The organism is Streptomyces sp. NPDC001002 (genome assembly GCF_053599215.1).
Genome location: NZ_JBSFLV010000031.1, coordinates 53,316 through 75,050, shown reverse-complemented (window position 1 = coordinate 75,050; position 21,735 = coordinate 53,316). Strand labels below are relative to the sequence as shown.

Annotated in this window: 17 protein-coding genes; 11 read left to right on the top strand and 6 right to left on the bottom strand. The window is 71.0% G+C overall.

From position 1 onward, the window contains the following. Positions 1 to 17: 17 nt before the first annotated feature. Positions 18 to 1,841, bottom strand: a complete 1,824-nt coding sequence (locus ACWDR3_RS16785; protein ID WP_450353226.1) for an alpha-galactosidase D — start codon at positions 1,839 to 1,841, stop codon at positions 18 to 20. Between the two features lie 27 nt (positions 1,842 to 1,868). Beyond that, the gene (locus ACWDR3_RS16780; protein WP_450353225.1) at positions 1,869 to 3,056 is read right to left on the bottom strand and encodes an ROK family transcriptional regulator; all 1,188 of its coding nucleotides are present in this window, start codon (positions 3,054 to 3,056) and stop codon (positions 1,869 to 1,871) included. A gap of 159 nt (positions 3,057 to 3,215) precedes the next feature. On the opposite strand from ACWDR3_RS16780, the gene ACWDR3_RS16775 reads away from it, so the two are divergent. Beyond that, positions 3,216 to 3,956, top strand: a complete 741-nt coding sequence (locus ACWDR3_RS16775) for a hypothetical protein (RefSeq protein ID WP_450353224.1) — start codon at positions 3,216 to 3,218, stop codon at positions 3,954 to 3,956. 16 nt (positions 3,957 to 3,972) lie between these two features. Here the strand turns inward: ACWDR3_RS16775 and ACWDR3_RS16770 are convergent, their stop codons facing one another. Next, entirely contained in the window at positions 3,973 to 5,772 is a 1,800-nt protein-coding gene (locus ACWDR3_RS16770; protein WP_450353223.1) for a M4 family metallopeptidase, read from the bottom strand. 279 nt (positions 5,773 to 6,051) lie between these two features. Here ACWDR3_RS16770 and ACWDR3_RS16765 point away from each other — a divergent pair, with 279 nt between their 5' ends. The 7 genes from ACWDR3_RS16765 (at position 6,052) to ACWDR3_RS16735 (ending at position 14,826) form a co-directional block, all read left to right on the top strand. After that, positions 6,052 to 7,236: a serine hydrolase domain-containing protein gene (locus ACWDR3_RS16765; protein ID WP_450353241.1), complete on the top strand. Its 1,185-nt coding sequence runs from the start codon at positions 6,052 to 6,054 to the stop codon at positions 7,234 to 7,236. A 102-nt stretch (positions 7,237 to 7,338) separates the two neighbouring features. Continuing rightward, on the top strand, positions 7,339 to 8,742 hold the full coding sequence (locus tag ACWDR3_RS16760; protein ID WP_450353222.1) for a CAP domain-containing protein: 1,404 nt from the start codon (positions 7,339 to 7,341) through the stop codon (positions 8,740 to 8,742). A gap of 78 nt (positions 8,743 to 8,820) precedes the next feature. Continuing rightward, complete coding sequence (locus ACWDR3_RS16755) at positions 8,821 to 9,498, top strand: AIM24 family protein (RefSeq protein ID WP_450353221.1); 678 nt, start codon at positions 8,821 to 8,823, stop codon at positions 9,496 to 9,498. A gap of 235 nt (positions 9,499 to 9,733) precedes the next feature. Further along, positions 9,734 to 10,774 carry a tetratricopeptide repeat protein gene (locus tag ACWDR3_RS16750; RefSeq protein WP_450353240.1) on the top strand — a complete coding sequence of 347 codons (1,041 nt, stop codon included), beginning with the start codon at positions 9,734 to 9,736 and terminating at the stop codon, positions 10,772 to 10,774. 86 nt (positions 10,775 to 10,860) lie between these two features. Next, positions 10,861 to 11,880 (top strand): polyprenyl synthetase family protein, encoded by a 1,020-nt coding sequence (locus ACWDR3_RS16745; protein WP_450353239.1) that lies wholly within the window; start codon positions 10,861 to 10,863, stop codon positions 11,878 to 11,880. A 152-nt stretch (positions 11,881 to 12,032) separates the two neighbouring features. Further along, positions 12,033 to 12,992, top strand: coding sequence for a threonine/serine dehydratase (locus tag ACWDR3_RS16740; protein ID WP_450353220.1), 960 nt, complete (start codon positions 12,033 to 12,035; stop codon positions 12,990 to 12,992). Positions 12,993 to 13,179: 187 nt separating this feature from the next. Further along, positions 13,180 to 14,826, top strand: coding sequence for a protein kinase domain-containing protein (locus ACWDR3_RS16735; protein WP_450353219.1), 1,647 nt, complete (start codon positions 13,180 to 13,182; stop codon positions 14,824 to 14,826). Positions 14,827 to 14,844: 18 nt separating this feature from the next. On the opposite strand, the gene ACWDR3_RS16730 is transcribed toward ACWDR3_RS16735, so the two are convergent. Continuing rightward, positions 14,845 to 16,287, bottom strand: a complete 1,443-nt coding sequence (locus ACWDR3_RS16730) for a serine hydrolase domain-containing protein (RefSeq protein WP_450353218.1) — start codon at positions 16,285 to 16,287, stop codon at positions 14,845 to 14,847. Between the two features lie 121 nt (positions 16,288 to 16,408). Here ACWDR3_RS16730 and ACWDR3_RS16725 point away from each other — a divergent pair, with 121 nt between their 5' ends. Continuing rightward, a complete protein-coding gene (locus ACWDR3_RS16725) occupies positions 16,409 to 17,425 on the top strand; it encodes a hypothetical protein (protein WP_450353217.1) in 1,017 nt (338 codons plus the stop codon). Between the two features lie 92 nt (positions 17,426 to 17,517). Beyond that, a complete protein-coding gene (locus ACWDR3_RS16720) occupies positions 17,518 to 18,171 on the top strand; it encodes a DUF2238 domain-containing protein (protein ID WP_450353216.1) in 654 nt (217 codons plus the stop codon). Between the two features lie 28 nt (positions 18,172 to 18,199). Here the strand turns inward: ACWDR3_RS16720 and ACWDR3_RS16715 are convergent, their stop codons facing one another. Together ACWDR3_RS16715 and ACWDR3_RS16710 are read right to left on the bottom strand one after the other, a co-directional pair. After that, complete coding sequence (locus ACWDR3_RS16715) at positions 18,200 to 18,625, bottom strand: DUF6328 family protein (RefSeq protein ID WP_450353238.1); 426 nt, start codon at positions 18,623 to 18,625, stop codon at positions 18,200 to 18,202. Between the two features lie 149 nt (positions 18,626 to 18,774). Then, positions 18,775 to 19,758: an aldo/keto reductase gene (locus ACWDR3_RS16710; RefSeq protein ID WP_450353215.1), complete on the bottom strand. Its 984-nt coding sequence runs from the start codon at positions 19,756 to 19,758 to the stop codon at positions 18,775 to 18,777. Between the two features lie 173 nt (positions 19,759 to 19,931). Here ACWDR3_RS16710 and ACWDR3_RS16705 point away from each other — a divergent pair, with 173 nt between their 5' ends. Then, positions 19,932 to 21,701, top strand: a complete 1,770-nt coding sequence (locus ACWDR3_RS16705; protein ID WP_450353214.1) for a cholesterol oxidase substrate-binding domain-containing protein — start codon at positions 19,932 to 19,934, stop codon at positions 21,699 to 21,701. Positions 21,702 to 21,735 lie beyond the last annotated feature (34 nt).

Genomic DNA, 21,735 nt, shown 5'->3' with positions numbered 1-21,735 from the left:
GGCTCCTGGTGGCTCGGTCAGGACGACTTGGGGACGTCGATGCGGTCGATGTCCGGCGCGTAGCTGTCGCCGCTGTCGAAGATGATCGTGTTGGAGCCGGCCTTGAGGGTCACCGGCACGTAGACCGTTCCGACGGTTCCCCAGTCACCGGTCGACGGGAACTTGTGGCTGACGGCGCCGCCGGCGTTGGCGGAGACCTTGACCGAGCGGGCGTCACCGCTGACGTAGGCGACCTTCACCTGGTAGGTGCCGGCCTTGGCGACGACGACGTTGTTGACCGCGAGCTTGCCGCCCAGGTAGAGGTTGCCGACCTTCTTGCCGCCGGAGCAGGCGGAGCAGTCGGCGAGACCGGCGTTGCCGGACAGGGTGTTCGCGGCGGCCTCGGCCTCGTAGCCGGTGAAGGCGAGCGCGCTGCCGTTCGGGGTGACGGTGAACAGGCGGGAGCCGTGGGCGGGCAGGGCCTGGGAGACCTTGTCCTTGTAGCTGCCGAGGTTCTCGTGGTTCCACAGGTCACGGACGGCGGCCTTGCCGGTGAAGCCGAGGGAGGCCCAGTTCGCGGAGACGGACGCGGGCTTGTCGGCGAGGTTGAACAGCGCGACCGTGTAGCTGCCGTCGGCGTTCTTCGCGGCCCACACCTGCTGCGGGTCGGACGGGGTGATCGGGCGGGCCGGCGGGGTGCTGCCCTGGTTGAGGGCGATGACTTCCTTGTTGGTCAGCAGGGACAGACCGTAGGAGTCGAGCTTCGTGAGGTCGTCGCCGGTGTACAGCGGGGACTTGGCGATGGCCCACAGGGTGGCGTAGCTCTGTCGCTCGGCCTTGGTCAGGCCGTCCATCTCGCCGTTGCCGACGTCCAGGGCGTCGAGGTCGTTCCAGCCGCCGGGGCCCGCCTTGTCGGTCCAGCCGGGGGCGTCGTCCCAGCGGTCGTCGACGGAGTTCTCCCAGGTGACCAGGGTGTTGCAGTAGCACTCGACGTCCGTGTCGATGCGCCAGCCCTGGGAGTACTTCTTCCAGTCGGCGGCGTGGCCGATGTCCAGGGACCAGGACAGTTCGAGGTGGATGGGGCGGCCGGTGTCGGCGATCGCCTTGTCCCAGGCGGCCACGTCGGCGACGTTGTTGTACTGGTCACCGCTCTTGCCGGAGCCGGGCCCGACGCCGTCGAGCTTGAGGAAGTCGTAGCCCCAGCCGGCGATCAACTGCGCCTGGGAGTCGATGTACTTCTGGGCGCAGGGCTTGGAGAAGTCGATCTTGTACGCGCTGTCCCAGCCGTTGGTGGTGCGCAGGTCGGTGTAGACGATGTCGCCGGTGGTGCAGCCGTCGGCGTTCCAGATCGGCGTCTTTCCGTCGCCGTAGGCGCCCTTCTCCAGGCCGGCAGGCAGGTAGATGCCGGCCTTGAGGCCCTTGGAGTGGATGCGGTCGGCGACGGCCTTCATGCCGCTGGGAAAGCGGACCGGGTCGGCCTTCTGGCGTCCGTACTGGTCGTATCCGGACTTCCAGGTCTTGTCCATCCACCAGCCGGCGTCGATGTTGACGTACTCGTAGCCGAACTTCTTCAGCTTGCTCGCCATGGCGTCGGTCTGCTTGGTGACGTTCGCCTCGGTGAGGTAGCTGTAGTCGCCGTCCGGGTTGAGGCCCGGGTACTTCGACGACTGCATGCTCCAACTCGTCCAGCCCATATAGGGCTTGGCGGCCTGGGACGTCGTGGTGGTCGCGGCCGGAGCCGCGGGCGCGGTGGTCCCGGCGCTGACCGAGGGTGCGGCGGAGACGGCTCCCGCGGCCACGGCGAGGACCACCGCGGCTCTCAGGACGCGGGCGGGCAGGAAGGAGTACGAGGATGACCGCATGGGTCGTACCTCCAGGGTGATGGTGGATCAGCGGCTCTGTCGTGGGTCGTGCGGGGTGATGAAGGACTGGATCGCGGTGGCGGCTGCCCCTCGTGCCCACTCCTCGAACGGGAGCGGGCGGGTCTGTACGTCGCACTGTGCGGCGGAGCCGAACGCTGCGGCGGTGAACGCCTCGCGGATCTGCGCGGCGAACAGGTCGTAGGCGGCGAGTCCCTCGCCGGAGATGATCACGCGTTCGGGGCCGAGGAGGTTGGCCACGGTGGCGATGCCCCGGCCGATCGCCTCCCCCGCCCTGGCGAAGGCCTCGCGTGCCCCCTCGTCGCCCTGGTGGGCGAGGGCCGCGGCCGCGGCGGGGTCGGCGACTTCGAGGCCCGTGGTCTCGCGGATCCGCCGGATGATCGCGGCGTCCCCCGCGATCGCCTCGACGCAGCCGCGGTTGCCGCAGTGGCAGAGTGGTCCGGCCGGGTCGACCATCACATGGCCGATCTCGCCGGCCACGCCGTGCGCACCGGAGATCACCCGGCCGTGCACCACGATCCCGCAGCCGATGCCCGCGCCCACCGTGACGAGGGCGAAGTCGGACAGTCCGGCCCCGGCGCCGAACCACTGCTCGGCGACGGTCAGGGCGCGGACATCGTTGTCCACGGTGACCGGCAACCCGGTGGTGAGGGCGGCCAGTTCGGCGAGGTGGACGTCCCGCCAGTCGAGGAAGGGCGAGTAGCGGACGACGCCTTCGGCCCGGTCCACGTCGCCGGAGATCGCGACTCCGAGGCCGAGGACGGGGGCGCCCAACTCGTCCGCCTCGACAAGCAGTTCGCGCACCAGTTCAGCCAGCGAGGTGAGCACGGCCTCGGTCGCCCTGTCCTGGACAGGCACGTGCCGGGCGATGCGGATGCGGCAGCGCAGGTCGGTCAGCACACCGATCAGCTCACCCGCGGTGACCTTGACCCCGATGAAGAGGGCCCGTCCGCCGTCCACCCGCACCAGACTCGCGGGCCGCCCGAGCGCCGGCCGCGCCTCCTGGTCCGGGGTCTCCACCAGGTACCCGGCCTCCAGCAACGGGCGGACCGCCTTGGTCACGGCCGCCGCCGAAAGGCCCGCCCGGCGCGCGGCGTCGAGCCGGGTCAGGGGGCCGTGGGACAGGACCGTGGTGAAGATCTGTGCCGCGGCCGGCGTGTGGGCCGGAAACGTTTCGGCGGGCGGGGCGGAGCGCATGGCCGGAACTTATGGCTCTTAATTTCCGCTGTCAATAAAAGAAACAGGAATCACCTGAAGGTTGACTGTGAGGCTCAAGTGGCCTTCAAATGACGGGTGGCACGCCACTGTCGGCGACTGATCCCGCCGATGTCAGTGCCCCCTTGCACAATCGGTTTCATGACGACGATCGACTGGCACGAGCTGACCCACGCCTACGGCTCGGCCGAGGACATACCCGGCCTCTTCGCCCGCCTCGGCGGCACGGAGGACGAGGACGTGTGGACCGCACTGTGGTCCTCGCTGTGCCATCAGGGCTCGGTGTACGACGCCAGCTGGGCGGCGTTGCCGCGGCTCACGGAGATCGCGCGGGGCCGCGCGCCGGGCGGCCCGCTCCAGGCGGTGGTCATGGCCGGGGTGATCGCCGACGACATGGACGACCCGCGCCGTGAGGTCTATGCGCGGGAGATCGAGGAACTGCTCGGCACCGCCCGCGAGTTGCTGGCCGCCCCGGATCAGACCGCACCGCTCTTCGTGAACCTCCTCCAGGCCGTCCTGTCCTTCGAGGGCGCCGGCGTGTGGTCCGAGGCCCTGGCGGGGGTGAACAGCGAGGAGTACGAGTTCGAGTGCCCGGGGTGCGAGGAGAGCCTCTACATCGCCTTCGGCGGCTACGGGACGTTCGTGTCGGTCGGTGACTACGTGACCGGGGCGGGCAGTGAAGACACCGCATCACGCGAGGAGTTGACGCCCGCCGTACCGGAGCGGCTGTCGGGCATCGGGGCGCGGCTGCACGGCGAGGCGGTCGCCCATGGACAGACGGAGGTGGCCCGGGCCCTGACGTACGTATTCGGCGAGGCCCGCTGCCCCTCCTGCGACACCGTGGTGTCGGTGTCGCAGGAGGTCGAGAACCAGTGGTTCTGAACTCTGGTCCCCGAGGTCAGCGGTTGGTCGCCGGCGTGTTGGCCAGGGTCACGTTGACCCCGGCCCAGGCCTTGTTGACCGCCTTGTACTCGGTGCTGTTCAGCCCGTACAGGTCCTTCGCCGCCCTCAGCGTCGCCGAGCGGGCGTCGTGGAAGTCGGTCGTGGAGACCATGTAGCGGGTCAGGGCGCGGTAGAAGATCGCCGTGGCCTTGGTGCGGCCGATGCCCTTGACCGTGGAGCCGTCGTAGGTCGGCGAGTCGTAGGCGACACCGTTGATCGTCTTGCGGCCGCTGCCCTCGGCGAGCAGGTAGTACGCGTGCGAGGAGACACCGGAACCGGCGTGCACCTCGGTGTCGTAGACCGCGGGCGACCAGTAGTCGATCGCGCCTTCGAGCACGTCGAGCGACGGCTTGTCCAGGCGGCGCAGGAACTTCTGGGCGAGGCCCAGCTTCTCGCCGATGAGGTAATCCGGCTTGTCCTTCGCGTTGTTGGTGAAGAACTCGACGTTCGAGCCGAAGATGTCCGCGAGGGACTCGTTCAGGGAGCCCGGCTCGCCGTACTGGTTGCCGTCGGAGTCGACCCGGGTCGGCTCCAGCTTGGCGGTGGCGTCCACCACGCCGTGGGTGAGCTCGTGGCCGGTGACGTCGAGGACGACGAGCGGCTTCTTGAACATGGCGCCGTCACCGTCGCCGTAGAGCATGCAGCCGCAGGTGGGGTCCCAGAAGGCGTTGGCCACCTCGGTGCCCCAGTGGACCATCGCCTTGGCGGCCTTGCTGTTGTTGGCGATGCCCTTGCGGGCGAAGGTCTTCTTGTAGAAGTCCAGGGTCTTGGTGACGCCGTACTGGGCGTCGACGGCGGCGCTGTTGCGGCTGGAGAGCGCGCCGTTGCCGAAGGTCGGCGTGGTGTTGGTGATCGCCGAGCCGCGGGCGAAGTTCTCGGTGAACGAGTTCTTCGCGTCCCGGGTCTCGGTGTTGTACCGGTTCGGGTCCTTGAGCTGGTACTTCTTGGCCGCCGTCCGGGTGATGGTCAGCGAGACCTTACCCACGAAGAGCGACTTGCCGCTGCCCGTGACCGTCTGCGGGTAGTGCACGGCGGCCGCGCCCGACGTCGCGGCGGTGAGGCCGGCGGCCTGCGAGCCGATGCCGGTCTGCGGGTCGAGCTTCTCGCCCCGCTCGCGCAGGGTCTCCAGCAGCTCGGGCGAGAGGAACTCGTCGCTGTCGGGCGTGTTGCTGCGCACCTTGCCGGTCACGGCGTCGATGACGACGGTGCTGGACCCGCCGCCCTCGGTGGTGCCGCTGCCGCTGACCCGCACCTGGTAGGCGAGGGCCGAGCCGCCGTCGCGCGCGTCGACCACGAGTACGGCCGGACCGGCGTCGCCCTTGGCGGCCGACGCGGCCTTCTGCTCGGCCTGCGCGGTGGTGAGCTTGGCGTCGGTGGTGGCCGGCTTGACCGTGTGGTCGGCGGCACGGGTGACACCGGCGTACTTCAGCTGCCGGGTGAGGTGGACGACGAGGTCGCCCCCGAGGACCTCCATGCCCTGGTGGGCCCGGGCGAAGCGGACGTGCCGCGCGCCCTCCGGGTCGATCAGGACGTCCGTGGCCTGCAGTTCGTCGCCGGTCAGCACACCGGTCGCCGAGGAGTGGGCGAACGCGGCGGCGCGGGCGGCGGCCACCACGGACGCGGTCGAGCTTTCGGCGGCGGCCTTCGCGGACCCCGCCCCCGCGGCGGGGTCGGCGAACGCGGTACCCGCGAGGCCCGTGGCAGCCGTCGTCACGGCGACGGCGACCGCCACGCTGCGTATGTGCGGTCTACGCACTGGTGAGGGTTCCTTCCTGGCAGAGCGGCCGGAAACCCAACCGCCCTGAGGCGTGGCGCCGTTGAGCGCCACGAGGGCTGGTCGGGCCCTGAGGCGAAACCCTTATGGATAAGTCATGGACATGTAAAGCCCAAATCATCGCTTTCAGCGTGATCCATGGCAATACTTTGCAAATCCACGTCGCGCAGTGACCAGCGAGTGACCAACTGTGCGTCCCCTGTGGAGATATGACTCGACGGAAGAAGGTTGCACCGCGTGAATGTGACAGATATCGCATCCCTGGCCAAGGGTGCGGTCCTGGGGGCGCTCACCTTGTCCCTCCTCGCGGTCCCGGCGCAAGCCGCGCCGGCGGATTCCCTCCCGAAACCCGACATCACCGCCCTCGAAGGCGTCCTGCGCAAGGCCGTTCAGCAGGGCGCGCCCGGCGCCATGGCCCGCGTGGTCGACCACGGCAGGGTACGGACGGCGGCCGTCGGCGTCGCCGACCGCACGACCGGCCGGGCCCTCTCCCCCGCCGACCGGTTCCGCATCGGCAGCGTCACCAAGACCTTCTCGGCGGTGGTGCTGCTCCAGTTGGCCGACGAGAAGAAGCTCGACCTCGACGCCTCCGTCGACCGCTATCTGCCGGGCCTGCTCCCGGACCGACGCATCACGGTCCGGCATGTGCTGGGCCACCGCAGCGGTCTGTACGACTACACGAACGACATGTTCGCGAAAACGGTCCCCGGCTTCGAGGCGGTCCGCACCAAGGTCTTCACCTACCGCCAGCTGGTGGACCGCTCACTGCGGCACGCCCGCACCAACCAGCCCGGCGCCGCCTACTCGTACTCCAACACCAACTTCGTGGTCGCGGGCCTGCTCATCGAGAAGCTGACCGGCCACGCGGTACAGAAGGCGTACGAGAAGCGCGTCTTCAAGCCGCTGAAGCTGCGCGACACCTTCTACCTCCACCCCCGCACAAAGATCCCGGGCCGCCACACCAGGGGCTACCTCACCCCGGACCAGGCCGGCGCCGCCCTGGTCGACGCGACCGACCAGACCGTCTCCTGGGCACAGAGCGCGGGCGCGATCATCTCCAGCACCCGGGACCTCGACACATTCCTGTCGGCACTGCTCGGCGGCCGCCTCACCTCGGCCGCGAGCCTCAAGCAGATGGAACGCATGATCCCGGTCAACAGCACCCAGGCGTACGGTCTCGGCCTGCGCCGCCGCGACCTGTCGTGCGGAATCTCCGTCTACGGTCACACCGGCGCCGTCCAGGGCTACTACACCTACGCCTTCGCCTCCAAGGACGGCAGGCGCAGCCTCGCGGCACTCGCCACCACCTCCAACAACGGCAAGGTGCTCGACACGATGCTGGGCACACTGGAGTCCGCGTTCTGCGGGAAGCGGGCCAAGTCGCCACGCGCCGTCACGACCGTCGAGCGGTACGAGGACGTCGCGCCCGGCGTGCCCAGGAACTGATCGCCCCGGGAACCTCGCCCGCCCTGGCGGACGTTGATCGGGCAAGCCCACCGGGGATTTGACACCCCCAGGGCATGGACGACGACACATCAGGGCGGCGCGATGACCGAGTTGGTCCCCGGCGGCAACATGCCCCTCCCGGCGGGCGCCGTGACCGTCCGGGTGCCCGGTCCCTTCGACGTCTCCGCGCTGATCACGGACGACGGCGGCAAGGTCCGGGGCGACGGCGACTTCGTGTTCTACAACCAGCCGTCCGCCCCGGGCGCCCGCCTCGCCGGCGACACGCTGACCGTCGACCCGCCGAGGCTGCGCCCCGGAGCGACCCGGATCACGGTGGTCGTCAGCCCCGCCGACCCCGGCACCCCGCTTGGCCGCCTGCCGGCACCCGCCCTCCACCTCACCGATCCCGGTGGCCGCCAACTCGCCCGCTTCGCCCCACCGCGCCCGCAGCAGGAGACCGTGCTGCTGCTCGCCGAGATCTACCGGCGGGGCGGCACGTGGAAGCTGCGCGCCCTGGGCCAGGGGTACGCCGACGGACTGGCGGGCATCGCCCGCGACTTCGGCGTGGACGTCACCGACGACTCGGCTCAGCCGCCGGCGCCCGCACCGCCGACGGGCCGCCGCCGGCTCCTGCCGAACCTGTCCCGCGGCCGCTCTGCGCCACCCGTTCCCCATACCAATTCCGCACCGCCCGCGTATTCCGGACAGCCCTCGTCCTCCCCCGCCGCCGACCCCGACGGCTTCCTCCGCCTGATCAACCCGGCCCGCGCCAGGGCAGGTTCACCGCCCGTCACCCTGGACTCCCGCCTGACGTCCGCCGCGCGCGCCCACGCCTCCGCGATGGCGGCGGCCGGGCAGCTCGGTGTCGAGGGCCGGGACGGCGTCTCCGTGTACCAGCGCGTGACCGCCACCGGATACACGTACCTGACGATCGGCGAGCACCTCGTCTCCGGTCCGCGCACGCCCGCGGAGTTCGTCGACTACTGCCTGCGCGGAGAGCAGACCCGACGCACCCTGTCCGACCCGGCCTTCACGCAGGCGGGGCTGGCGTACGTCGCCGACGGCCGCTCCGGCGACACCTTCTGGACGGCTCTGTGGGCGCGGCCCCTCACCCCCGGCGACCTGAACCGTACGGCCGCCGAGGTCGTCGACCTCACCAACAGGGAGCGCGCCAGGGCGGGTCTGCCTCCGCTGGCCATCGACCCCCTGCTCACGCGGGCCGCCCAGGCGCACAGCGCGGACATGGTGGCCCGCGCCTTCTACTCGCACACGGACCCGGAGGGCGGCCAGCCCTGGGACCGGGCCGCCCGGGCGGGCTCCCGACGCCGGACGATCGGGGAGAACATCGCCTGCGGGCAGCGTTCCGCCGCCGAGGTGGTGGAGGGCTGGATGAACAGTCCCGGCCACCGCGCCAACATCCTCAAGCCCGACTTCACCCACATCGGGATCGGCTTCGCGGGCGGCGGCCCGTCGGGCACGTACTGGACCCAGCTCTTCGGTGCCTGATCCGCGCAACGTCCCGGTTCTGTCAGGTTCTCGTCGACGATCTTGGCGGAATCAATCCGTCCGGGCCAGGATGCCCGCATGAAGGGTGACCTGTTTTCCAGTGAGCGCATGGTCCAGCCGGCCGTCGAGCCGGGAATGACCGTCGAGAACGCCAAGTGCATCAAGTACGCGGTGAACGGCGAGATGCACGCCCGTCAGGGCGCGATGATCGCCTACCGCGGCAATCTGCAGTTCGAACGCAAGGGCCAGGGCGTGGGCGGCATGCTCAAGCGCGCGGTCACCGGTGAGGGCCTGCCGCTCATGGCGGTGCGCGGACAGGGTGAGGCGTGGTTCGCGCACGAGGCGCAGAACTGTTTCGTCGTCGACATCGATCCGGGCGACGAGTTCACCGTCAACGGCCGCAACGTCCTGTGTTTCGACTCCTCGTTGTCGTACCGGATCTCGACCGTGAAGGGCGCGGGCATGGCCGGTGGCGGCCTGTTCAACAGCGTCTTCACCGGGCAGGGCAGGCTGGGCCTGGTCTGCGACGGCAATCCGCTGGTCATCCCGGTCTCGCCGCAGTACCCGGTGTACGTCGACACGGACGCGGTCGTCGGCTGGACGGCGGGACTTGGAACCTCGCTGCACCGCTCGCAGTCCATCGGCTCGATGCTGCGCGGCGGCTCCGGCGAGGCCGTACAGCTGATGCTCCAGGGCCAGGGATACGTCGTCGTGCGACCCAGCGAGGTCACCCCGCAGAAGGCCCAGCAGCACTGACCTCTCGTTGCGCGAATGCGGTGATCCGCGTCGAGTGATCCACACCGAGTGATCTGCGTCGCACAAGCAACCCGGGCGGCGGAAGCGGCGTCTTGATCGACAACAAGTGAAGCCCTGGCCTTCCCGGCCAGGGCTCAATTTCGACGCACTATACACACTATGTATACACAGGGTGTAGAGCAGGCATGTATACGCTCGATGTATACGCACCGTGTATATGGACCGAAAGGCATCCATGTACGGCAAGGCACACGCCCCGGAGTACCAAGGCGCCCTCACCACCCTGTCCGTGAACTCCTCGCTGACCGACGTACTGGCCGCCGGCACCCGGCAGTTGAAGGAGGCCGAACAGGCAGGTCAGCACAGGGAAGCGGCGCGTTCCGGGCTCGCGGTCGCCGAGGCGCACCGTCGGCTGGGGCAGGTCGGGGACGCCGACCGCGCGTGGAAGGCCAGTTACCGCGCGGCCCGGGCGGCCGGGGACATCGGTGCGATGGCCTGGGCGCTGTGGAGCGGCGGCACCCTCGCCCGACAGCGCGGCGCCTTCCCACTGGCGCGCCGGCTGCTGCAACTCGCCGCCGATCTGGGCAAGTCGGGCGGTGATGTCGTCGTCCGCGGCTACTCCCTCGCGGGGCTGGCCGAGACGGGCCGTATCCAGGGCGACTACGACGCGGTCGCCCGGTTGCACGAGCAACTCCTGGCCGAGGCCCGACGGCGCGGCGAGGCACGGCACACGGTGTGGGCCCTGGAGGGCATCGCGCAGATCCACCGCAACACGGGTTCCTACGACACCGCGTACTCCCTGTTCGAGGAGGCCGCCGAGATCGCCGCGGGCGCGGAGGACCGGCGCGGGCACGCCTGGGCGCTGCGGGGGCTCGCCGACATCGTCTCCGTACGCGACGGGGACACCGAGCGGGCGCTCGCGCTGCTGTCGGAGGCGGAGACGGCGTGCCGGGCGATGAAGCTGTCCAGCGCGCTGGCCTACAACCACAAGATGCGCGCCAACGTCCTGTACCGGGCGGGGCGTTACGCCGAGGCCCGCGACCTGTACGAAGTCGCGCTCGCGGAGTTCCGGGCGATGAGCGAGCCGCGCGGTACGGCGCTGGCGCGGCTGGGGCTGGCCAAGTCGCTGGCCCGACTGGGCCGCGACGGCGCGGAGACGGCGGCCGAACTGACGGAACTCGCCGGTGAGTTGGACCGGATCGGACTGCGACACGCCAGGGAGATGGTGGCGCGGGCCGAGGTGGAGCTCGGTCTGCGGGCGGAGGTCGTGCGATGAGCGCGCATGGTCGTCCGACGACCATGCTGGAGGCGCGGACGGCCACGCTGGAGGCGCCGGCAGCCAAGCTGGAGGCCCCGGTGACCATGCTGGAGGCCCCGGCGGATGCCCGCCAAGTCCTCGACCGTTGCCGGAACCTGGTGCGACCCGCCCTCGCGGAAGCCGTCGGGCGCATGCACCCGTGGGTGGGTGAGATGGCCGCGTACTCCTTCGGCTGGTGCGAGGTGGGCGGAGCGCCCGCCGACGCCTCCGGCGGCAAGGGGGTGCGGCAGGCACTCGCCGTGCTGGCGGCCGAGGGCGCGGGCGCGCCCGGGGCGGACGGGGTGCCGGCGGCGGTCGCGGTGGAACTGGTGCACGCCTTCTCCCTGTTGCACGACGACATCATGGACGGCGACCAGTCCCGGCGCCGCCGCCCCACCGTGTGGAAGGCGTACGGCACGGGTCCGGCCGTCCTCGCCGGGGACGCGCTCTTCGCGCTCGCCGTGGAGACACTCGCCGCGACTGCGGCCGGACCGCGGGCCCTTCGCTTACTGTCGGCCGCGCTGGGCGACCTGGTGCGCGGGCAGGCGGACGACCTGCTGTTCGCCACCCGCCCGTGGACGGGTCCGGGGCGGGTACGGCCCGACGAGTACCGCACGATGGCCGAGCACAAGACGGGCGCGCTACTGGGTTGTGCGGCGGCGCTCGGCGCCCTGCTCGGCGGCGCGCCGCCCCCGGTCACCGCCGCGCTCGACCGGGCCGGTCGGCATCTCGGGATCGCCTTCCAGATAGTGGACGACATCCTGGGCATCTGGGGCGATCCGGCGGTCACCGGCAAGCCGGTCCACGGAGATCTCCGAGAACGGAAGAAGACGTACCCGGTGCTGGCCGCACTCGACTCGCCGGGTCCCGGTTCGCGTCGGCTCGCCGACCTACTGGAGCGCGGCGACGCGCCCGAGGAGGCGGCAGCGTTGATCGAGGCCGGGGGCGGACGGTCGGCGGCGCTGGCGGAGGCGCGACGGCACATCGCCGCCGTGGAGACGGTGCTGGCCGGGCTCCCGCTGTCGGAACGAGCCGGGGCGGAGCTGCGATCACTGCTGGACTTCCTCGTGCGACGCGACCTCTGAGGCAGGCACGCTGATCGAGGCCGTCGGCGGACACTCGGCGGCACTGGCCCAGGCTCAGCGGCGTAGGAAAATCCGTGTTGACCTGCGGCCGCTCGCCGGGTCAGGGTGCAAGCGGCGCGGACCTTCACCCCCGTGCCGGGAGGGTGAGTGTCTTGATCGGGATCTCGGACATCGAAGCCGCGGGCGAGCGGATCGCCGGCCACGTCGTACGCACGCCCACGGTGTCGAGCCCGGGCCTGTCCGACCTGCTCGGCGTTCCGGTCAGCGCCAAGCTCGAACTGCTGCAGCGCACCGGGTCCTTCAAGGCGCGCGGTGCCACGGCGAAGCTGCTCTCGCTGAGCGAGGCGGAGCGGGCGGCCGGGGTCGTGGCGGTCAGCGGCGGAAACCACGGGATCGCCCTCGCGGTGATGGCCGCTGCGCTCGACGTGAAGGCCACGGTGATCATGCCGCGCACGGCTCCCGCGCGTTCGATCGAGATCGCGGAGGCCGCGGGGGCGTCGGTGCGGCTGACGGAGGGCATGGCCGAGGCGTTCGCGCTCATGGCGCGGCTGCCCGCGGAGGGGCTGACGCCGGTCCACCCCTTCGACGACGCCGTCGTCATCGCCGCGCAGGGCACGGTCGGGCTGGAGTTCGCCGCCGACGCCGGTGACCTCACGGACGTGGTGGTCAGCATCGGGGGCGGCGGGCTGATCGCCGGTGTGGCGGCGGCTTTCCGGGCGCTACGTCCCGGTGTGCGGGTCTGGGGAGTCGAGACCGAGGGCGCGGAGGCCATGTCGCGGGCGCTGGCCGCGGGCGGTCCGGTGCCAGTGGACCCGTCCTCGATCGTGACGACCCTCTGCGCGCCGTCCGTGTCCCAGTTGACGTACGACCATGTGTCCGCGCTGGTCGAGGACGTGTTCGTGGTCTCCGACCGGGAGGCCGTGCGGGGCGTCCTGGACCTCGCCGAGCACGCCAAGGTGTGGACCGAACCCGCCGCCGGATGTCTGCTGCCGGCGGCCCGGCAGGTCGTCGAGCGGGTCGGCGACGGTGCGCGGATCGGACTGGTCGTGTGCGGGGGCAACGCGACCGCGGGTGACGTCGTGGCATGGGCCGAGCGCTTCGGATTGCGCTGAATTCCCGTGGCGCTCAACAGAGTTGAACCCGAGTTGAATATGCGTCAGGCCCAATGCGGCTCTATGGAAATACCCAACTCCGCATGAACAAAAGGCAGCCGCCGCCCTTTGGTCGAGGAATGTTTGAACATACCCCGGCCCACTCGCCGTACTTCTGGGAAAGGGGAACACCAGGGTTCAGCGAGGGATGACCATGGTCAAGGCGCACACCTTCACGCACGAGCTGGTCGCCGGAAGGTACCGGCTCGTCGATGTCGTCCAGCGCGAGACAAATCGCCTGTGCTGGTACGGCAACGATGTCGAAGGCCAACGCCCCTATCTCCTCGCCCAGATCGGGCTCCCGGACGATCCGGGCCCGGAGGCCGTGCCACGCGCCGCCCGCATCATCCGGATGTCCGAGACGATGGGGCGGCTGTGCCCAGGCCGGGTCGCCACGGTCGTCGACGCCGTGGAGGAGAACGGCGCCCTGTGGACCGTCACCGAATGGATCGATGGCACCCCGCTCGGCGAACTCCTCGAACAGCAGGGCCCGTTCGACTACGTACGGGCCGCGCGCATCGCACTGGAGCTGCTCGACGTGCTGGAGGTCGCGCACGCCGAGGGCATCACGCACGGCGAGCTGAGCCCGGGCCAGCTGTACGTCCAGGACCGGGGCCCGATCGTGATCACCGGCTTCGGCCTCGCGGGGGCCACCCTCGCGCCCCGGCTCACCGCACCCTCGTACGCCTCTCCCGAGCAGGCCCGCGACCAGCGGATCGGCCCGGCGGCCGACATGTGGGCCCTCGGCGCGATGCTCTACACGATGATCGAGGGGCGCCCGCCGTTCCGCGACCGGGACCGGCCCGAGGCCACGCTCAAGGGCGTGGACAAACTCCCGCTGCGCTCCCCCGTCCGCGCTGGCCCCCTCACCCAGACCGTGCAGGGGCTGCTCCGCAAGAACTCCAGGGAACGGCTGACCCGGCCGGTGGTCCGCGAGGCCCTCAGCCGCGTGCTCACCGAGGAGCCGGAAGCGACCCTGCGCAGCGGCTCAGGAGGACACGGACTGCGGGACGTCTACGTCGCCGCGGTGCACGCCGTCCCGAACTGGCGCCGGCCCTCCATCGCCGTCGGCACCGCCCTGGCCGTGGGCACGGTCGCCGTCGCCGTGCTCGCCGCGACCCATCAACTGCCGGGCATCAACGACTCCGAGGCCGGTTCGGCGGCCCGCCCGTCCGCCTCGGCCGACGTCTCAGCGGCCGGTCAGCGCACCGACGGAAGAGCCTCGGCGCCACCCGCATCCGTACCGCCGAAGACCTCGCCGCCGGCCTCCCCCTCGACAACTCCGTCGGCCTCCCCTTCCCCCACAGCCTCCGCCTCGGCCACGGGACTGCCGGCCGGTTTCCGCCGCTACACCGCACCGGAAGGCTTCTCCGTCGCCCTCCCCGCCGGCTGGAAGCGGCTGGAGACACAGAAGGGCGGCGACGACTCGGTCCGCGTGACCTTCGGCGCGGACGACGATCCGCGCACGCTCGCCGTGACGTACAGCGAGGTCGCCGGCCCCGATCCCGTCGCCGTGTGGCGGGACGACGTGGAGCCGGTGCTGAAGCAGACCGCCGGGTTCCAGCGGGTCGGCGACATCGAGGCGACGACGTACCAGGGATACAAGGCCGCCGACATGGAGTGGCTCTCCGATGTCGACGGCACGCAGGTGCAGACCTTCGGCCGCGGCTTCCTCATCGGCGGTGGCCGCAGCTTCTCGCTGCGCTGGACCACGCCGGCGGCCGACTGGGACGACGCCGTCAACCGGCAGGCGCTGGACACCTTCCTGAAGACGTTCCGGGTGACTTTGGACTGACCGGCCGAAGCACCTGCGTCAGGCCGATGGCCTAGGCGCCCGCATCGCGCGCAGCGGAAGGGGGTGCAGCGGGGTCGTACGCCACTTCGCCGTGAACGTCCGCTCCGGCAGCGAGCAGGTCACCGCCAGCCGGTGCGGTGTCTCCAGGAACATCACCTCGACCGCGAGGGTGTCGGCGTCGGTCCAGCCCCCGCTCACCGCGGTGGGCGGCGCCCCCTCGGTGACGGCCCAACCGGCGTCCCCGATCCGCAGATCGAGCCGATGCCCGTCCTCCGTGAGGCTCAGCGCCCAGCCGTCCGCGTCGGCCGTCACCTCGGCCCCGGTCAGCTTCGGCTGGTCGGCGCAGACACCGCCCTCGGGCGTGAACTCGGCGCCGGACCAGTCCCGGTCCCCCTCCGGCGACGACTTGCCCGCGACCGGCGGCAGCGCGAGCCGCGTCAGCCGCTCCGCCAGCGACGCGTCCGCCTCCTCCCGGCCGGAGAGCGGTTCGGGCCCGAAGGCCGGCAGCAGGTGCTCCCAGGCCAGGTCGAGCACCCGCTGCATCTCCTCGGTGGACGCGGTCGTCGCGATCACGGCGTCGTGCTCGGGCAGCACCACACAGAACTGCCCGTACGCCCCGTCGCCCCGGTATCCGTGCCGCGCCCTCCAGAACTGGTAGCCGTAGCCCTGCTGCCAGTCCGACAGCGCCGCGTCGGGCGTACCGGAACTGTTGTCGATGTGGACGCGCGTGGCCTCGGCGACCCACCCCTCGGGCAGCAGCCGCTCGCCCTCCCACACGCCGTCCGCCAGATACAACTGGCCGAGCCGGGCGATGGCGTCGGTCGTGGCGTGCAGCCCGCTGAAGCCCAGCTCACGGCCGGTTTCGTCGCGCAGCCAGGCGAGCTCGCCGACGCCGATCCGGTCCAGCAGGCGGGAGCGCAGATACTCCGTCAGCGACTTGCCGGTCACGCGCTGGACGATCGCGGCGAGCGTGTACGTGGCGGGCTGGTTGTAGGCGAAGACGGTGCCGGGCTCGCGCTCCGGCGGGACTAGCAGAAAGCCGCGCACCATGTCCTCGTGGTCGTTCGCGAGCGCCCGGTCCAGGGTCTCGGCCTCGTGCCCGCTCGCCATGGACGCCACGTGCCGCACGAGCATCGCGCGGCTGCGCGGGTCGGTGATGTCGGCCGCGAACTCCGGGAAGTACGAGATCACCGGATCGTCGAAGCGGAGCAGTCCCTCGGCGGCGGCGAGCCCGGCGGCCGTCGAGGTGAAGCTCTTGCTCAACGAGTAGAGGAGATGCGGGCGTTGGGGCGTAAAAGGCGCCCACCAGCCGGACGCCACCAGGTGACCGTGCCTCATGATCATCAGGCTGTGCGGCTCGATGGCGGGATGGGCTTCGAGGGCGTCGAGGAAGGCGTGGACGCCGGTGGCGTCGACGCCCTGGGCGGCGGGGGTGGCGGTGGGCAGCGAGCGATCACTCATGACGGCATCCTCCCCGACGGAGCGCGCCGATGCCCAGGCCTGCCCAGCCGTCGCCATGAGTGCGGCTAGGCTTCCGGTCTGCAGCTTCACCCCCCGACTGCCGTGCACAGGAGAGCCTTCCGTGACCCTAGCGATCGACCCGTCCGAGACGTCCGCCGCGCCCCTGTCCGACCTCGTGGCGCGGGACGCGCGCGAGTTCGGCGTCTACGCCAGGACCGGCGGCTGGGCCTTCGGCCTGATGGTGGCGCGCAGCGTACGGCCCGGTGGCCAGGGCGCGGAGGAGACGCCGAAGGTGTCCGCGAAGGAGTTCGCGGAGCTGGCGGGCTGCTCCGCCGACCGCGTCATGCGCTACTACAAGGCCTGGGACCGGGCCGCCGACGACAGTGTCGTCCCGCACTTCGAAGCCCTCGCGCCGGGCCAGGACGTCGAGTTGCCCGACGCCGACCTGTGGCTCAGCTACTACACCTCCCGCAACAGCGCCACGTCCGAGCGGGGCACCGCGATCTCCGAGGCGGCCGAGGCCGAGGGCATCCGCCCGACGAAGGCGCTGGAGGTCGCCGAGAACCCGACCGCGCTGCGCGCCGCGATCCTCGCCGACCCCTCCACGGCCCGAGCGGCCCGCCAGGCGCTCCTCGACCGCGTGCGCGAGGACCCGGAGCTCCAGGCCGAGTTGGCCCGTGACGTCGTCCGCACCGACGACCTCAAGAAGGCCGTCGCCACCGAGTCCCGGTCGGCCGACCGGATCGGGTACGTGCGTCAGATCGCCGAGTCGGGTCAGGTCAAGACGCCCGCCGGGCAGACCATCGACGCGCCCGTCGACCTGCGCCAGGAGGCCGAGCGCCACCTGTCGCTGCTCGACGAGCTGGAGGAGGACGAGGACACCGGCGAGTGGGCCACCGAGGCCTACGACACCATGAAGTCGCTCGTCGTCGAGGCCGTGGAGGCCGACCCCGAACTGCGCGTCCAGGAACGGCGGACGAAGTTCTACAGCAGCCTGCAGAAGGCCACGAAGGTCTTCGAGGAGCTGACCTTCGACGATGTGCAGGAGTTCGTCGAGGACGACATGGTCCAGCGCCTGGAGGAGCTCCAGCAGGCCATCACCACCTGCATCACCGCCCTGCGCAGCGCGCAGAACTGAGGTACTGCTACCCGGGCGGGGCTGAGTAGTCGTACTCATGCCGCCGCCCGGCCGTCCCGCCACGATGGGGGCTCCCACCAGGAGGAGCCCCCATGACCACGCTCGCGCACCCCACCGTCCCCCGACAGCACCTGCCCGCCGTGCTCGCCGGTGTCGTGGCCGTCGGCCTCGCCGTGTCGGCCTGGGGCGCGAAGGACCCCACGACGTGGTTCCTTGAGACGGTGTGGGTGCTGGTGGGGCTGCCGATCGTCGTGCTCACCCGGCGGCACTTCCCGCTCACGAACCTGCTCTGCTGCCTGCTCGCCGCGCACGCGCTCGTGCTGGCCGTGGGCGGTCACTACACGTATGCGGAAGTGCCCTTGGGCGACTGGGTGCGGGACACCTTCGGCCTCGACCGCAATCCCTACGACCGCTTCGGGCACCTCATGCAGGGCTTCGTACCGGCCGTGCTGGTACGGGAGTTGCTGAGCCGGACGTCACCGCTGCGCGGGAGCCGCTGGCTGGCTCCGCTGACCGTGTGCGCGTGCCTGGCCTTCAGCGCCGTCTTCGAGATGCTGGAGTGGCTGTCGGCCGTGGTGGGCGGACAGGCGGCGGACGCCTTCCTGGCCACGCAGGGCGATGTCTGGGACACGCAGTGGGACATGTTCTGCGCGCTGATCGGCGCCACGGTGTCGGTGCTGGTGCTCAGCCGGCTGCACGACCGGCAGCTGGCCGCCCTGGAGGGGAACGGTCGGCAGACTCAGTAGCGGGCGGTCAACGGGCTTCAGCCGGCGGTCACTTGACCGTGTGGCGGTGCCGGGTCCACAGCGGCAGGACCAGCCAGCACAGCACGTACCAGACCGCCACGCCGGCGACCAGATACGGCACGTAGTGGTCGTGCGTCGCCACGCGCAGGACCAGCAGCAGGGCGGCGATCATCGTGGCGAACAGCAGGAACAGCCCGACGAGCGTCAGCCGGGACGCCCACCGCACCGCCTGTGTCTTGACCCGTCGGCCGGAGACCAGGCGGTGCAGGGAGACCGGTCCGATCAGGGCACCCGTGGCGCAGGCTCCGAGGACGACCGTCACGATGTAGATCGTCCTGTTCGCCTGGCTCAGGTCCACGAAGCGCGGCGTGAACACGACGGTGAGCAGGAAGCCGAAGAGGATCTGCACGCCCGTCTGGGCGACGCGGATCTCCTGGATGATCTCGCCCCACATCCGGTCGGCGCGCTCCGCCTCGGTCTCGTCGCGTCCGTCGCCCCGGTCGGGGTCGGCCTGTGGAACGGTCACTCGTCCTCCCGGTCGGCATGGGTCCGCCATTTCTCCCCACCCGAGTACCCCGAGAACCGTGACCGTCCCAGGTCCGGCTACCAGCGGCTCTCGACCTGCTCCTTGATCCGCCGGTCGTAGAGGTCGGCGATGGCCGTGAGCGTCTCGTCGGTCAGCTCCGGGAGCTGGGCCGCGGAGGCGTTGGCGCGGGCCTGCTCGGGGGTGCGGGCGCCGGGGATCACGGAGGTGACGCCCGGCTGCTGGACGATCCAGCGCAGGGCGAGCTGGGCGGGCGTGTATCCCTCGGGGGCCAGCGCTGCGAACTCGGCGGCGGCCTCGACTCCCGTCACGTAGTCGACGCCGGAGAAGGTCTCGCCGACGTCGAAGGACTCGCCGTGCCGGTTGTAGGTGCGGTGGTCGTTCTCCGCGAAGACGGTGTCCTTGGTGTACTTGCCCGACAGCAGTCCGGAGGCGAGCGGTACGCGCGCGATGATGCCGACGCCGGCCGCGTGGGCCGCGGGGAGCACCTCGCGCAGGGGCTTCATGCGGAACGGGTTCAGGATGATCTGCACGCTGGCCACGCCGGGCCTCGCGATCGCGGTCAGCGCCTCGGCGCAGGTCTCCACGCTGACGCCGTATTGCGCGATGCGCTCCTCCGCGAGGAGGGTGTCGAGGGCGTCGAACACCTCGTCCGAGGAGTAGACGGCGGTCGGCGGGCAGTGCAGCTGGACCAGGTCGATGCGGTCCACGCCGAGGTTGCGCCGCGAACGGTCGTTCCATGCGCGGAAGTTGTCGAGCACATAGTTCTCGGGGAGCTGGTCGACCCGGCGGCCCATCTTGGTGGCCACCAGGACGTGCAGGTCGGGACGGCCGCGCAGGAAGCCGGCGATGGTCTCCTCGCTGCGTCCGTCGCCGTACACGTCGGCCGTGTCGAAGAAGGTCACGCCCGACTCGGCCGCCGCCTCCAGCACCGCGAGGGCTTCCTTGTCGTCGACGTCTCCCCAGTCGGCACCCAGCTGCCACGTGCCGAGACCGACGACGGATGCCTGCTGACCCGACCTACCGAAAGTGCGCTCGTCCATGGCGTCAGTCTGTCATCCGCCACCGACATCCGCGGAACCGGTTGCTCCGGTGCGCGGACCCGCGCGTTCCGATGCCACATCTGTGAATCTTTCACTCACACGAGTGATGGGATTCGACGAATGGACGGCACGTGTCAACAGCGCCCTAGCGTGTGGCCGTGACTGACCGTTCAATGAACAACTTAGTGTCCGGCACCCCTTCGGACGCCCCGTCCCGTGCCCCCTCCGGCGCTTGGTCCAGTGCCCCGCCCTGCGACCCTTCCTGGACCCGGCGCGGCTTCCTGCTCAGTGCTGCCGCGTTGGCCACCGTGCCCGTCCTGATCGCCGCGGATCCGGCGTCGGCGGCGCAGGAGCTGCCGGACTTCCCCGCAGACGTCGACCTGTACCGCTCGGCGTACCGCAACTGGGTCGGCGAGATCACCGCCGACGGCCTGTGGGCCTGCGCCCCGAGCGACCCCGACCAGGTGGTCGACGTCGTCAACTGGGCCTGGCGACACGGCTGGACGGTACGCGCGCGTGGAGCCTCGCACGGCTGGTCGCCCCTGACGATCACCGAGGGCACACCGTCGGACGCGCCCGTGCTCCTCGTCGACACGGCCCCGCACCTCACCGGCCTCGCCCTCGACTCGCCGACCGCCGTCCGCGCCGGCGCCGGCGTCACCCTGGAGGCGCTGCTCACCTACCTGGAGGGGCACGGGCTCGGGGTCACCGCCGCGCCTGCTCCCGGCGACCTCACCCTCGGCGGCGCCCTGGCGATCGACGCGCACGGCACCGCCGTACCGGCCCGGGGCGAGCGACGGACGCCAGGACACACCTACGGCTCGCTCAGCAACCTCGTGCTGTCGCTGACCGCCGTGGTCTGGGACGAGGACACGCGCGCGTACGCGCTGCGGACGTACGAGCGCGACGAGGCCGACTGCGCCGCGCTGCTCACCCACCTCGGCCGCTCGCTGGTGACCGAGGTCGTGCTGCGCGTGGGCGCGAACGCCCAGCTGCGATGCGTGAGCCGTACGGACATCCCGGCCGCCGAACTCTTCGCCGCGCCGGGCTCCGACGGGCGCACCCTCGCCGGCTTCCTCGACGAGTCGGGGCGCGTGGAGGCGATCTGGTTCGCCTTCACCGAGGTCCCGTGGCTGAAGGTGTGGAGCGTGTCGCCGACCCGGCCGCTGACCTCGCGGCGCGTGACCTCGCCGTACAACTACCCGTTCTCCGACAACGTGCCGACCCTGGTGGCCGACCTGGTCGGGCGGATGGTCTCGGGCGCGGCCTGGTACCTGGCGCCGGTGCTCGGCAACACGCAGTTCGACGTGGCCGCGCTCGGCCTGGTGACGACGCTGTCCGCCGACATCTGGGGGCCGTCGAAGAACACGCTGCTCTACATCAGACCGACCACCCTGAGGGTCACCGCGAACGGCTACGCGGTGCTCACCAGCCGGGCCCAAGTGCAGCGCGTGGTCGCGGAGTTCACGTCCTTCTACCGGGAGCGCCTCATCGCGTACGCGGCTCAGGGGCGGTTCCCGGTCAACGGCTCGGTCGAGATTCGGGTGACCGGTCTCGACGACCCCGCCGACGTCGAACTGGACGGCGCCCGGGCCCCGTTGCTGTCGGCGCTCCGGCCGAGCGACGCGCACCCCGAGTGGGACACGGCCGTCTGGCTGGACGTCCTGACGCTGCCCGGCACACCTCATGCGGAGGCTTTCCTGCGGGAGTTGGAGCAGTTCCTCCTCGCGACCTACGACGGGGAGCACGCGCTCACCCGGGTCGAGTGGTCTAAGGGCTGGGCCTACACGGACGAGGCGGTCTGGAGCGACGACGAGGTGCTGAGCACGGTGGTACCGGCCTCGTTCGGCGAGAGCACCTGGGGGCAGGCGGCCGGGGTGCTGGACCGGCTGGATCCGCACGGCGTCTTCGGGAACGCGTTCCTCGACCGGTTGCTGCGCTGATCGACCACTGCGACCAGGTGTGACCGCCGCGATA

What these genes read in the sequence shown, in the direction of transcription:
- ACWDR3_RS16785 (WP_450353226.1), bottom strand. Translation starts at nt 1,841, where the DNA reads ATGCGGTCATCCTCGTACTCCTTCCTGCCCGCCCGCGTCCTGAGAGCC.
- ACWDR3_RS16780 (WP_450353225.1), bottom strand. Translation starts at nt 3,056, where the DNA reads ATGCGCTCCGCCCCGCCCGCCGAAACGTTTCCGGCCCACACGCCGGCC.
- ACWDR3_RS16775 (WP_450353224.1), top strand. Translation starts at nt 3,216, where the DNA reads ATGACGACGATCGACTGGCACGAGCTGACCCACGCCTACGGCTCGGCC.
- ACWDR3_RS16760 (WP_450353222.1), top strand. Translation starts at nt 7,339, where the DNA reads ATGACCGAGTTGGTCCCCGGCGGCAACATGCCCCTCCCGGCGGGCGCC.
- ACWDR3_RS16755 (WP_450353221.1), top strand. Translation starts at nt 8,821, where the DNA reads ATGAAGGGTGACCTGTTTTCCAGTGAGCGCATGGTCCAGCCGGCCGTC.
- ACWDR3_RS16750 (WP_450353240.1), top strand. Translation starts at nt 9,734, where the DNA reads ATGTACGGCAAGGCACACGCCCCGGAGTACCAAGGCGCCCTCACCACC.
- ACWDR3_RS16745 (WP_450353239.1), top strand. Translation starts at nt 10,861, where the DNA reads ATGCTGGAGGCCCCGGCGGATGCCCGCCAAGTCCTCGACCGTTGCCGG.
- ACWDR3_RS16735 (WP_450353219.1), top strand. Translation starts at nt 13,180, where the DNA reads ATGACCATGGTCAAGGCGCACACCTTCACGCACGAGCTGGTCGCCGGA.
- ACWDR3_RS16730 (WP_450353218.1), bottom strand. Translation starts at nt 16,287, where the DNA reads ATGAGTGATCGCTCGCTGCCCACCGCCACCCCCGCCGCCCAGGGCGTC.
- ACWDR3_RS16720 (WP_450353216.1), top strand. Translation starts at nt 17,518, where the DNA reads ATGACCACGCTCGCGCACCCCACCGTCCCCCGACAGCACCTGCCCGCC.
- ACWDR3_RS16715 (WP_450353238.1), bottom strand. Translation starts at nt 18,625, where the DNA reads ATGTGGGGCGAGATCATCCAGGAGATCCGCGTCGCCCAGACGGGCGTG.
- ACWDR3_RS16710 (WP_450353215.1), bottom strand. Translation starts at nt 19,758, where the DNA reads ATGGACGAGCGCACTTTCGGTAGGTCGGGTCAGCAGGCATCCGTCGTC.
- ACWDR3_RS16705 (WP_450353214.1), top strand. Translation starts at nt 19,932, where the DNA reads ATGAACAACTTAGTGTCCGGCACCCCTTCGGACGCCCCGTCCCGTGCC.